12 protein-coding genes are annotated in these 11,353 nt (G+C 71.6%); 4 read left to right on the plus strand and 8 right to left on the minus strand.

Annotated elements, in window-relative coordinates; translation table 11 throughout:
• Nucleotides 1-91: 91 nt before the first annotated feature.
• The 5 genes from C1I98_RS08985 to miaA all read right to left on the minus strand — a co-directional run bounded on the left by C1I98_RS08985 (nt 92) and on the right by miaA (nt 5,887).
• The gene (locus tag C1I98_RS08985) at nt 92-349 is read right to left on the minus strand and encodes a DUF6966 domain-containing protein (protein WP_111166614.1); all 258 of its coding nucleotides are present in this window, start codon (nt 347-349) and stop codon (nt 92-94) included.
• 68 nt (nt 350-417) lie between these two features.
• Nucleotides 418-1,389, minus strand: coding sequence for a class A beta-lactamase (gene bla, locus C1I98_RS08990; RefSeq protein ID WP_233507545.1), 972 nt, complete (start codon nt 1,387-1,389; stop codon nt 418-420).
• 375 nt (nt 1,390-1,764) lie between these two features.
• Nucleotides 1,765-4,056, minus strand: a complete 2,292-nt coding sequence (locus tag C1I98_RS08995) for a tetratricopeptide repeat protein (RefSeq protein WP_111166616.1) — start codon at nt 4,054-4,056, stop codon at nt 1,765-1,767.
• A gap of 67 nt (nt 4,057-4,123) precedes the next feature.
• On the minus strand, nt 4,124-4,930 hold the full coding sequence (dapF, locus tag C1I98_RS09000) for a diaminopimelate epimerase (protein WP_111166617.1): 807 nt from the start codon (nt 4,928-4,930) through the stop codon (nt 4,124-4,126).
• Nucleotides 4,931-4,939: 9 nt separating this feature from the next.
• Complete coding sequence (gene miaA, locus C1I98_RS09005) at nt 4,940-5,887, minus strand: tRNA (adenosine(37)-N6)-dimethylallyltransferase MiaA (RefSeq protein WP_111166618.1); 948 nt, start codon at nt 5,885-5,887, stop codon at nt 4,940-4,942.
• A gap of 49 nt (nt 5,888-5,936) precedes the next feature.
• On the opposite strand from miaA, the gene C1I98_RS09010 reads away from it, so the two are divergent.
• Nucleotides 5,937-6,143 (plus strand): antitoxin, encoded by a 207-nt coding sequence (locus tag C1I98_RS09010; RefSeq protein WP_158557975.1) that lies wholly within the window; start codon nt 5,937-5,939, stop codon nt 6,141-6,143.
• An 88-nt stretch (nt 6,144-6,231) separates the two neighbouring features.
• Here the strand turns inward: C1I98_RS09010 and C1I98_RS09015 are convergent, their stop codons facing one another.
• Entirely contained in the window at nt 6,232-6,765 is a 534-nt protein-coding gene (locus C1I98_RS09015; protein ID WP_233507547.1) for a methylated-DNA--[protein]-cysteine S-methyltransferase, read from the minus strand.
• Nucleotides 6,766-6,840: 75 nt separating this feature from the next.
• Between C1I98_RS09015 and C1I98_RS09020 the strand changes: the two genes are divergently transcribed.
• From C1I98_RS09020 to C1I98_RS09030, 3 genes are all read left to right on the plus strand, one after another.
• The gene (locus tag C1I98_RS09020; RefSeq protein WP_111166621.1) at nt 6,841-7,764 is read left to right on the plus strand and encodes a ribonuclease Z; all 924 of its coding nucleotides are present in this window, start codon (nt 6,841-6,843) and stop codon (nt 7,762-7,764) included.
• Between the two features lie 72 nt (nt 7,765-7,836).
• Nucleotides 7,837-8,082, plus strand: a complete 246-nt coding sequence (locus tag C1I98_RS09025; RefSeq protein ID WP_111166622.1) for a hypothetical protein — start codon at nt 7,837-7,839, stop codon at nt 8,080-8,082.
• Nucleotides 8,076-8,486, plus strand: a complete 411-nt coding sequence (locus tag C1I98_RS09030; RefSeq protein WP_111166623.1) for a type II toxin-antitoxin system VapC family toxin — start codon at nt 8,076-8,078, stop codon at nt 8,484-8,486. Before C1I98_RS09025 ends, C1I98_RS09030 begins: the two co-directional genes overlap by 7 nt.
• Nucleotides 8,487-8,605: 119 nt before the next feature.
• Here C1I98_RS09030 and lpdA read toward each other — a convergent pair whose 3' ends face one another.
• Complete coding sequence (gene lpdA, locus C1I98_RS09035; protein ID WP_111166624.1) at nt 8,606-10,006, minus strand: dihydrolipoyl dehydrogenase; 1,401 nt, start codon at nt 10,004-10,006, stop codon at nt 8,606-8,608.
• 271 nt (nt 10,007-10,277) lie between these two features.
• The gene (locus C1I98_RS09040; RefSeq protein WP_146607344.1) at nt 10,278-10,826 is read right to left on the minus strand and encodes a hypothetical protein; all 549 of its coding nucleotides are present in this window, start codon (nt 10,824-10,826) and stop codon (nt 10,278-10,280) included.
• Nucleotides 10,827-11,353 lie beyond the last annotated feature (527 nt).

Genomic DNA, 11,353 nt, shown 5'->3' on the forward strand with positions numbered 1-11,353 from the left:
CCGTTCAGGAATCCGGCCAGGTGTCAGCGGAGACCTGGATCACCGGTAGCCAGGACATGTCCCCGCCTGGTCGTGAGTTCGCGCCGCGACGTTAGCACAGCCCGCTTCGCGCGAGGGCGAACAACGCTCGTCTCAGCCGGTCGAATTCCGCGTTCTCCGGCAACACACCGGCCGCGTTCTGGAGCACGATGTCCTGAAGACTTCCCATTCCCCCGTACATTCGGAGAATCTTTCCTGAAGAGCGCCTGACGCTCGTCTGCGTCGGCCCGGAAACACGGACGGCCGCGGCCAGGCCGGCCGGCTCGCGGGCGAGCCCAGGCTCACCCGTCTCGTTCAGCAGGGCGCTCATGCCGTCGAGTACGTCGGCGATCGGTTCTCCTTCACCGGCTCTTTCGCCCATCGACGGCTCCCGGTTCGTCAGTTTTCACCCAGCGCGCGGACGAGGATGGCGGCGGTCTTGGCGAGGACCTCCTCCTCGGCGTCGGCCTCGGCCGCCTTTCTGCTGGTGTACACGGCCATCACGATAGGCGCGGCGGCTTTGGCCGGCCAGATCACCGCGACGTCGTTCGCGGTGCCGTACGTTCCGCCGGTGCCGGTCTTGTCGCCCACCTTCCAGGTGGACGGCAGGCCGGCGCGGATGCGGTCGCCGCCGGTCTTGTTCGCGAGGAGCCAGGCGTTGAAGCGCGCTTGGTCCTTGGCGTTCAGCGCGTCACCGGCGGTCAGTCGCCGGAAGCCGTGCGCCATCGCGGCGGGCGAGGTGGTGTCGCGTTTCTCGCCGGGCTTCCAGCGGTTCATTTCGGGCTCCCAGCGGTCGGAGCGGGAAACCTCGTCGCCGAGCGAGCGGAAATACCGGGTGAGCCCCGCCGGGCCGCCGATCTCCTTGAGCAGAATGTTGCCCGCGGTGTTGTCGCTTTGAGTGATCGCCGCCTCGCACAGCCGGCCGATGGTCAGCCCGCTCTTCACGTGCTTTTGGGTTGTCGGCGAATAGGGCTCGACCTCGGCGGCGGCCCAGCGGACGACCCGCTTCAGCAGGCCGGGATCGGATGTCCGCGCCTTGTGCAGCACGGCGGCGGCCACCACCGCCTTGAAAGTGGACGCGAGCGGGAATCGCTCGCCCGCGCGGTGGCCGACCGTTCTTCCGGTCGCGGTGTCAATGGCGTACGCGCCGATCCGGCCGTCGAAGGAGGCTTCCAGCGCCCGTAGTTCGCGCCGCACCGCCGCCGTTTCCACCTGCGGTACGGCGGGCGTCGCGGTCTGGGCTCGCGGCGTGCCCGGGGCGGAGGTGGCCGCCTTGGTCCGTGGCGGCGGCGGCTCGGCGGCCGGGGCGGAACATCCGCCGAGTGCCCCACCGGCCACGAGCAGGCTCGTCACCAGGGCCGCTTTCGGCACGACCGGAATACGCCAGGCGTTTCGCATGGGACACGAGCCAAGCAGAGCAGGGTGACGCCTGTCTAATCGGGAGGCCCTGACCACACGGTGTCGGCGGGAAACCGCGGGCCCTTCGGCCGGTGCCAGGTACGGCGGTCGAGCGGCGCGCCCGCGAAACGCCGGGCACGGCGCCCGGCGCGGCACGGCGCCGCGGCGAGAGTGGCGCGTGCCGTACCGAGAACCGCACCGGACGGCACCGGACCGCACCGGACCGCACCGGACCGCACCGGACCGCACCGGACCGCACCGGACCGCACCGGACCGCACCGGACCGCACCGGACCGGGCCGGATCAGAGCCGGGCCGGCCCCGGCATCGCCACGCACCGCCCCCTACGTCAGAGCCCGTACTCCTTGACGATGCGCTCGTGGCGCTCGACCTCGATGCCGACCTCGCGGGCCAGGTCGAGCCAGGCCAGCGGGTGCACCCAGCGCTCCGTCGCGTCGTCCAGCAGCGCGTCGACCTCGGTCGGGCTCACATCCGGCGGCACCGCGACCCACCCGAACACGCCCGGCAGCCGCTCCCCGCTCGTCGGGTGGCTGACCGTGTAGTTCTCGTCGCTGTAGACCCACATCGGCCAGCCCCGCTCCGCGAGGACCTCGTTGAACTCCGCCCAGTCGTGCTCGGACGGCGCCGCCCCGTCGAAGAACCAGCTCGTGTATCCGCCCGGCCGGAGCATCCGCACGGCGGCGAACGGCGGGATGAACTCCTCGCGCTCCTCCGCCCCGTCCGGGACCGGCTCAAGGAGCTGCGGGTCGAAGACCACGACATCGCCCGCGTTGAACTCCATCCCGGGCGGCTGCGGCATGGCCAGCCGGGCGGTGGCGGGCCCGGTACGGACGCTGATGACCTGGCGCTGGCTGCCGTCGGGGGCGGGCAGGATGACCCGGATCAGGCCCATCTCCTGCTCCACCGGCCCAGAGTCGCCCTCCACCGGCATGCGCAGCCTGGCCGCGCCCAGGCGGACGGTCTCCCAGTCTTCGGTGCTGCTCGCCATGACGATCATCCGCCAGACGTCTTCGTCCTCCAGCTCGGGCGAGTCGAGGACCTCGCGGATCGCCTGGGCGCCCTTGGCGTTCTGGTCGAGCCGCTGGGCCGAGCCGGACAGCAGGCGGCGGGCGTCGAGGCCCGCTCCGGCGGCGAGGGCCTGCTCGGCCTCCGACAGCGTCTCCTCCCAGCGCTCACGGGCGCGGTGCAGCCGGGCGAGGGTGAGGTGGCGCTGCGGGTCGGGAAGCCTGGCGGCGAACTGCTCGAGGCGTTCGTCCTGCCGGGCCTCGATCAGCAGGTTGGCCAGGATCGCGATGTCCTCGTCGTCAGGAGTGCCCGGCGCGGACTCGCCGTCGACCATCATGGTCCAGTAGATGTCGGCGCCACGCGCGGGGTAACCGAGGAAGCCCAGCGTGGTGGTGAGCCTGCGGGTGCCCTCCAGGTCCTCGCCCGCCAGCGGGGTCAGCCATTCCACCCAGCGCTCGGGGTCGGCCTTGGAACCGTCGGCGGCGTCGAAGATGCCCACGCGCTCGCCGAGCGGGCCGGGGGCCTCCGGCGGCGCGGTCGAGTCGGCGTCGCGGCGGAGCTTGGCGATGCGGGCGGGCAGCTCGCCCACCTGCTCCTCCTTCAGCTCGGCCAGGCCGCTTTCGGCGATGTCGGCGAGGTAGCGGGCCTGCCAGACGCCCTGCCTGGCGATCGCCAGGTCGCCCGCGGTCAGGGCCAGCTCGACCCTGGCCCGGTAGCCGCCCATCATCGCGAAGTAGTCGATCCACTGCCGCAGCACCCGCCCGAGCTGCCAGGTGTTGGCGATCTGCGACGATCCGGCGAGCACGTGGACGGCCCGCGACCACTCCACGAACGAGTGCGGGTGATCGCCGACCACGTCGAGGTCGGGCAGCGCCTCGACGGCCTCCGAGGTACGGCCGAGGGTGCCGAGCACCAGCGCGCGCAGCACGCCCTCGCGGTGCGGACGGTTGATCGGGTCGTCGGGCTTGAGGCCGGACGCGGCTTCGAGGGCGGCCAGGGCGTCTTCCGCGCGGTCGGCGGCGAGCAGCGCGCGGGCCGCGGCGGCGGCCAGTTCCCAGCTCGCGTCGTGGTCGGCGGCGCGCAGCCGCTCGATCGCGGACTCGGCGTAGGCGACGGCCTCGCCCGGACGGCCGGAGTCGAGCAGGGCCAGGACGTACTGGGTGGTCAGGCCGCAGAACGACAGAGCGCCCGGCTCCACACCGGAAAGCGCCACGCTGAGCAGCCGCAGGCGGTCGGCGGCATAGCCGGGGCCGTCGGCGTTGGCCTGGGCCACGGCCAGGGCCTCGAGGGCGGCCGGCGCCGACGGGCAGTCGCGGACGTCTTCGCGCTGGGCGAACGCCAGCAGCTCCTCCGCGTCGCCGAGCGCGACCGCGCCCTGGGCCCGGTCGCCGATCCGGCCCACCAGGTGCCAGTAGCGGGCGTAGAACTCCAGCCAGGGCAGCTCCAGCTCCTCGGCCTGCCCCGCGACGGCCGGGGCCACCACGTCAAGCTGGGCATATCGCCCTTCATACGCCTGCGCGGGGAGATCTCCAAGCGCGATGGCGAGGCCGGCGTTGCCGGCTTCTTGAAGTTGCCGCTGGGTGTCGCCGACCCAGGCCCAGATGTCCACGTCCATGGGGAGTCAGTCTGCCAGGTCGGCAGGCATGCCCCAAACGCCTGCGACACCGGCGCGCCCGAGAGGCTCAGGTGAGATATTCACCCGCGGCCACGATCACCGCGGGGCCGCGGAGGTGGGTCGTCGCGGCCTCCAGGACGACGCTGAGCGTGCCGCCGGGCACCTCGACCGTCCAGGTGCCGGTCTCCTCCCCGGCGAGCCTGGCGGCGGCCACCGCGGCGGCCACCGCCCCCGTGCCGCAGGAGCGGGTCTCGCCCGAGCCGCGCTCGTGGACGCGCATCACCACGCGGCGCGGCCCGACGGCGTTGATCAGCTCGATGTTGACGCCCGCCGGGAAGTGCGCGGAGTCGAAGCCGGGCTGGTGGGTCAGGTCGAGCTGAACGACCGGGTCGCCGATCACGCAGGCCAGGTGCGGGTTGCCCATGTCGATGTGCAGCCCGGGGTATTCCTGCCCGCCGACCGTGGTGGTGCTCTCCCCGTGCAGGGTGGCCGGGCCCATGGCGACCGACACATCGCCCTCGACGCCGATACGCACCTTCTTGACCCCGCTCCTGGTCGCCACGGCCAGCTCGCCCGGGTCGGCGAGGCCGGCGTCGACCAGGTAGCGGGCGAAGACCCGTACGCCGTTGCCGCACATCTCGGCCATGCCGCCGTCGGCGTTGCGGTAGTCCATGAACCACTCCGCCCGGGCGGCCTGGTCGGCGACCTCGGGGCACAGCTTGGTGCGCACGACGCGCAGCACGCCGTCCGCGCCGATCCCGGTGCGCCGCGCGCACAGCGCGGCCACGAGCGCCGCCGACACGTCGAGCTCGCCGTCCGGGTCGGGGAGGATCACGAAGTCGTTCTCGGTGCCGTGCCCCTTGAGAAACCGCATGCTCCAAGCCTATCGAGCGGCCCCCGCCAGCGTGTCCAGGGCGCGTTCCAGCAGGGCGGGCGAGTCGTGGCGGAGCCACACGACGCGCGGGTCGCGCCGGAACCACGACTCCTGGCGGCGCGCGAACCTGCGGGTGGCCCTGATCGTCTCGTCCTTGGCCTGTTCCTCGGTCCACTCCCCGGCCAGGTACCGGAGCACCTGCGCGTACCCGAGGGCCCGGCTCGCCGTACGGCCCTGGGCGAGACCGTGGCGGGCGAGTTCGCGCACCTCGTCCACCAGCCCGGCCTGCCACATCCGTTCGACCCGCAGGGCGATCCGCTCGTCCAGCACCGGGCGGGGAACCTCGATCCCGATCTGGACGCTGGGATAGAGCGCGTCATAGGACGGCATGGTCGCCGAGAACGGCCGGCCGGAAAGCTCGATGACCTCCAGGGCCCGTACGACGCGCCTGCCGTTGCTGGGCAGGATCGCCGCGGCGGCGGCGGGGTCGAGGCGGCTCAGCCGGTCGTACAGGACCTGCGGCCCGGCCTCGGCCAGCTCCGCCTCCAGCCCGGCCCGGACCTCCGGGTCGGTGCCTGGGAACTCCAGGTCGTCCAGCGCGGCCCGGATGTACAGGCCGGACCCTCCGGTCAGGATCGGCGTCACCCCGCGCGCCAGCATGCCGTCGAGGAGCGTACGCGCCAGGCCCTGGTACTCCGCCACGCTGGCCGTCTTGCGGACGTCCCAGACGCCGAGCAGGTGGTGCGGCACGCCGCGCATCTCCTCAGGGGAGAGCTTGGCCGTTCCGACGTCCATTCCTCGGTAAAGCTGCATGGAGTCGGCGTTGATGACCTCACCCCCCACCCGGAGGGCCAGATCCACGGCCAAATCAGACTTTCCTGCCGCTGTCGGGCCGACGACGGCTACCACGGGTCGCTCTGTCACGCCGATAAGTGTGTCAACTGCCTGGGTATGCATGGGGTGAGGGGAAATATAGATCGATTCGGGGGAATCCATCATGTCGATCATGGAGAAGCTCAAGGAGATGTTCGGCGGCCAGAGCGGCAAGACCCACGACGTCCCGCGTCAGGCCGAAGGCCCGGCGGACGACATCGTGGACAAGGGCTCGGAGTGGGCCAAGGACAAGTCCGGCGGCCGCTACGACGACCAGATAGACCGCGCCGCCGAAGAGGCCCGCAAGCGGACCCAGGGCGGCGACGGCCGGGAAGGCTGACCCCCCGGGCCCGCCTACCCGTGGGGGTGACATGGGCTGACGACGGGGCCGTGCCGGGAGGGCACGGCCCCGCCCTCGTCTCGGGGGCTCACATCTCCCAGTCGAGCATCGGCTGCAGGTAGCCCTCCAGGGTGAGCAGCCAGCGCTTGGACTCCACGCCCGTCCCGCCGCTGAAACCGCCGAGCCCGTCGCCGGCCACCACGCGGTGGCACGGCACCACGATCGGGATCGGGTTGGCGCCCATGATCGAGCCGATCGCCCGCGCGGGCACGCCGCCGCCGCTCATCTCGGCCAGTTCGCCGTAGGTCACCGCCCTGCCGTACGGCACGCGCCCGTGCAAGGTGCCGAGCACCCGCTGCTGGACCGGCGAGAGCAGCCGCCAGTCCACCGGGACGCTGAAGGACCGCAGCTCGCCCGCGAAGTAGCGGGTCAGCTCGGCGAGCACGCCCGCCGTACGCCCGTCGGGGTCGCCGTCCGCCATCGGCAGCCCCAGCCGCCGCGCCGCGCCTGCCCGCCGCTCCGATGTGTCGCCCCAGACCAGGGCGGCCAGCCCGACGCCGGTGACGGCGACGGCGAGCCGCCCGAGCGGGGTCGGAACCGCGCCGAATGCCACGCTTTCCACCACCGGATTCTATGTGCCCGCAACGTAGGCGGGCACGGGCGGGGCACGGGCCGGCCGCTCCCTAGCATGGAATCCGTGTCCATTCGCGAACTGATCGTCCTCGGCACGTCCAGCGCGGTGCCCACCCGGCTGCGCAACCAGAACGGCTACCTGCTGCGCTGGGACGGCGAGGGCTTCCTGTTCGACCCGGGCGAGGGCACCCAGCGGCAGATGTCCCACGCCGGGCTGAGCGCCCACGACATCACCTGGATCTGCGTCACCCACCTGCACGGCGACCACTGCCTGGGCGTGCCGGGCGTCGTCCAGCGGATCGCCCGCGACGGCGTCGCCCACCAGGTGACCGCCGCCTACCCGGCGAGCGGCGAGGCGTACTGGCGGCGGCTGCGGCACGCGACCTTGTTCGCCGACACCACCGTCATCGCCGAACGCCCCCTCGCCGGCCCTTCCGTCACTCTCCCCGCGGGCCCGGTCACTCTGACCGCGCTCCCGCTGTCCCACACCGTTCCCGTGTACGGCTACCGCCTCGACGAGCCCGACGGCCGGCGCATGCTCCCCGACCGCCTGCGCGCCCGCGGCCTGACGGGCCCCCTCATCGGCCGCCTCCAGCGCGAGGGCACCGTCACCGCCCCCGACGGCTCCACCGTCACCCTCGCGGAGTGCAGCGAACCCCGCCCGGGCCAGAGCGCCGCCTTCGTTATGGACACCCGGCTGTGCGACGCCGCCTTCCGGCTCGCCGAGGGCGCCGACCTGCTGGTGATCGAATCGACGTACCTGTCCGCCGAGGCCCGCCTCGCCGAGGAGTACGGCCACCTGACCGCCGCCCAGGCCGGCCGGATCGCCGCCGAGTCCAACGCCCGCCGCCTGGTGCTCACCCACTTCTCCGAACGCTACGACCCCGCCGACGAGCCCCGCCTCCTCGACGAGGCCGCCAAGTCCTTCTCCGGCGACATCGTCCTGGCCCACGACCTCACCAGAATCCCCGCCCCAGAGCGAACATGAACCAAAAGCGATCAAACCATCACTTACCGTGTTCGCCATAAGTGATCATGACTCGCGAACTAGACTTGAGGCATGAGCGTGGCCCATGAGGAGTACGACGACCTCCATCGCCTGGTCGACCGGCTGACCCCGGACCAGGCGCGGCAGGTCCACGCGGTCGTGCTCAAGCTCGTGCAGAACGAGCCGGAAACCGCCGCGCCTCGCGCGGGCGCTCCGCATCGCCGCTTCTCGTTCGCCGGGATCATCTCCGACGAGCCCGACACGGCCCGGCGTTCGGAGGAGATCATCCGTGACGGTTTCCGTTCCGATCCATGCTGATCTGCGACACCGGCCCGCTCTACGCGGTGCTGAACCGGAAAGATGAAGATCACGCGCGTTGCATGAGGCTGTTCCAGTCACACCCCGGCCCCCTTGTGGTGCCCGTCCCCGTGCTGACCGAAGTGTGCTGGCTGCTGGAAAAGCGCGTCGGCCCGGAAGCCGAGGCCGCCTTCCTCGAAGCCGTCGCCGACGGCGAGCTCACAATGGAGGGGCTGCAACTCGGCGACATCGCGCGAATGCAGGCCTTGGTAGTGAAGTATGCCGATTTCCCGCTGGGGGCGGTGGACGCCTCCGTGGTCGCGATCGCGGAAAGGCTCGGCACCCGCCAGATAGCCACCCTTGACCGTAGACACTTCACCGCCATCAGAGACAGCAGCGGGGGGCACTTCGTCCTGGCTCCTTGAGCCGTCCGGCCCTTGAACGGGCTCGACCCGGCCGGTCATCCGCAAGAAGGGGGCTCCGCACCAAGGCCGGTGGCCACTGGTGGTCACCCCCGCTCACGGTCGTGCGGGTGCGGTCGGGGTCACATGTTGATCATGTGGCCGGCCAGCCCGTGGACGGCCTCCTTGACGGCCTCGCCCAGGGTGGGGTGGGCGTGGATGTTCCGGCCGACCTCGTGGACCGTCAGGTCCCACTGCTGGGCCAGGGTCAGTTCCGGGAGGAGTTCGGTGACCTCGGGGCCGATGAGGTGGGCGCCCAGGATCTCGCCGTACTTGGCGTCGCTGATGACCTTGACGAAACCGTTGGGGTCGCCGAGGCCGGGTGCCTTGCCGTTGGCGGTGAAGGGGAACTTCACCACCTTGACGTCGAAGCCCTGCTCCCGCGCCTGCGCCTCGGTCCAGCCGAAGCTGGCCACCTGCGGCTGGCAGTACGTCGCGCGCGGCACCATCACGAAGTCGATCTCCATCGTCTCCGCGCCGCCGATCGTCTCGGCCGCCACGATGCCCATCGCCTCGGCCGCGTGCGCCAGCATCAGCTTGGCGGTGACGTCGCCGATCGCGAAGATGTGCGGCACGTTCGTACGGCCGCGCCCGTCCACCGCGATCGCGCCGCGCTCGGTCAGCGCGACCCCCGTGTTCTCCAGTCCGTAGCCCTCGACCCTGGGCTGGAACCCGATCGCCTGCAGGACCTTGTCGGTGGCGAGCTTCTGCTGTTCGCCGTTGCGTGAGACGGTGACCTGGACCTGGTCGCCGGAGTCGTCGATCGACTCGACCTTGGTGGAGGTCAGCACCTCGATGCCGAGCCGCCGGTAGCGCTTGGCGAGTTCGGCGGACACCTCCGCGTCCTCCAGCGGGACGATGCGGTCCAGGAACTCCACGATCGTCACCTTGACGCCGTAGGAGTTGAGCACGTACGCGAACTCCACACCGATCGCGCCCGCCCCGGCGATGATGACGCTGCCGGGCAGCCGGTCGGCGAGGATCTGCTCCTCGAAGGTCACCACCCGCTCGCTCAGCGTCGTACCGGGCAGCAGCTTGGTCGTGGTGCCCGTGGCGATGATGCAGTTGTCGAAGGTCACCGTCTCGCTGCCGCCGTCGGTGCGGGCGACCTGGAGCGTGTGCGCGTCGGTGAACGTGCCCCACCCGTCGTACTCGGTGATGCCGTTCTTCTTCATCAGGTAGTGGACGCCCTTGACACGGCCGTCGGCGACCTTGCGGCTGCGGGTGAACGCCTCGCCGTAGTCGAAGGAGACGGTGCCGTCGACGCGCATGCCGAACGTCTTCGCCTCGTGGGTGAAGATGTGCGCGAGCTCCGCGTTGCGCAACAGGGCCTTGGAGGGGATACATCCCACGTTGAGGCAGATGCCGCCCCAGTACCGCTCCTCGACGACCGCCACCTGAAGGCCGAGCTGCGCGGCTCGCACCGCGGCGGTGTATCCGCCGGGCCCCGCGCCCAGGACTACCACGTCGTAGTGAGTGCTCATGTGCCGGACCCTATTCGGCGCGGGCCCTCCGGGCATCAGCGGGGGGCACATCGGCGCGCCCCACCGGGAGCGCGGTGGGGGCCAGGACAGCGTACGGCCCGCCGTACCGGCTCGGGAAAGCGGTACGGCGGGCCGCCACGACGCCCGGAAGGGCGCGCTGAGCCCCTTACGGCGGACCCTGGCCCAGGAACCGGCCCAGAAGGACCGTCGCACGGACCCGTACTTCGGACCACGACCAAGGATCAGCCTGAAAAGGCCGTCGCACGGACCTCTACTGGGGGCCTCGGCCGGAGATCAGGCCGGGAGGGCCGTCGCTGGGCCAGTCGTCGACCTCCTCCGCCTGTCCGCCGTTGTTCTTCGGCGGGGTCTGCGGGGAGTCCTTATCCTTTCCTGGGTCCTTTGCCGAGTCCTTTTCCGGTTCGCGGCCGGCGTTGCCGCTGCCGCCGGGATCGGCGGCGTCGTCCGGGCCGCCGCCGGGGTCGGCGTCGGGGCCGGAGTGGGCCTCCACGGAGGGCGCGTCATCTGCGGCGCCCTCCTCCGCTCCGCCGCGCCCGCCGGGCTCGGCGACGCCGCCCGCGCGGTCCGCGGGCCGGCCGGTGGTGGCACCGCCGCTGGGCGCGGCGCCGCCGGTGTCGTTGAACACCGCGAAGGCGACGCCCCCCGCGGCGAGGACGGCGACGAGAGCACCCGCGGCTATGGCCTGGCCGCGCCTGCTCCCTCCCCTCCTCCTGGACTTCGCGTTCCTGGACTCTGCGTTCTCGGTCTCGTCGTGCTCGGGCGGATCGGTGTGGCCCGTCGATGATCGGACGTGCCGTTGCATGAGTTGACAACTCCCTGCGGTCGTATCGGTGGAAACCAGCACGGTTTCCGAGGGTGCTGGACCACACTAACCCCAGTAACGAAAACGGCGCACAAGGATCACAAAGGAATCACACCTTGTCCCTCATCTCACGACTTTTCGCGGGTCAGCGGCGTTCCTGGGTGGCGGTCGCGGGTGCGGTCGCCGTCCTCGGCACCGCGGGCGCCGGAGTCTTCCTGGCCTTTTCGGCTGGCCAGAACGCGAATTCCGAGTCACCGGAGCGATCTACAACGAGTGACGGCACCCCACGTCCGCGGCCGGGACAGCCGGTGGGTACGGCGGGGCGGCCGGGGCCGCAGCCGTCCGGCGAGTTCTCCGGATGGGTGCCGGGAAGCGGCACGCCGACGCCCGCCACCGCCGAGACGCCATGGGACAAGGCGGCGGTCCCGGGACCGAGCGAGGATCAAGGAGATCCAGCGGATTCAGCCGATTCACCCGATTCAGCGGATAGAACGGACCCGGGCGGGCCCCCTCCGACCGCCCGGGTC

It is taken from the genome of Spongiactinospora gelatinilytica, assembly GCF_003236385.1.
Taxonomy (GTDB): domain Bacteria; phylum Actinomycetota; class Actinomycetes; order Streptosporangiales; family Streptosporangiaceae; genus Spongiactinospora; species Spongiactinospora gelatinilytica.

What these genes read in the sequence shown, in the direction of transcription:
- C1I98_RS08985 (WP_111166614.1), bottom strand. Translation starts at nt 349, where the DNA reads ATGAGCGCCCTGCTGAACGAGACGGGTGAGCCTGGGCTCGCCCGCGAG.
- C1I98_RS08995 (WP_111166616.1), bottom strand. Translation starts at nt 4,056, where the DNA reads ATGGACGTGGACATCTGGGCCTGGGTCGGCGACACCCAGCGGCAACTT.
- dapF (WP_111166617.1), bottom strand. Translation starts at nt 4,930, where the DNA reads ATGCGGTTTCTCAAGGGGCACGGCACCGAGAACGACTTCGTGATCCTC.
- miaA (WP_111166618.1), bottom strand. Translation starts at nt 5,887, where the DNA reads ATGCATACCCAGGCAGTTGACACACTTATCGGCGTGACAGAGCGACCC.
- C1I98_RS09010 (WP_158557975.1), top strand. Translation starts at nt 5,937, where the DNA reads ATGGAGAAGCTCAAGGAGATGTTCGGCGGCCAGAGCGGCAAGACCCAC.
- C1I98_RS09025 (WP_111166622.1), top strand. Translation starts at nt 7,837, where the DNA reads ATGAGCGTGGCCCATGAGGAGTACGACGACCTCCATCGCCTGGTCGAC.
- C1I98_RS09030 (WP_111166623.1), top strand. Translation starts at nt 8,076, where the DNA reads ATGCTGATCTGCGACACCGGCCCGCTCTACGCGGTGCTGAACCGGAAA.
- lpdA (WP_111166624.1), bottom strand. Translation starts at nt 10,006, where the DNA reads ATGAGCACTCACTACGACGTGGTAGTCCTGGGCGCGGGGCCCGGCGGA.
- C1I98_RS09040 (WP_146607344.1), bottom strand. Translation starts at nt 10,826, where the DNA reads ATGCAACGGCACGTCCGATCATCGACGGGCCACACCGATCCGCCCGAG.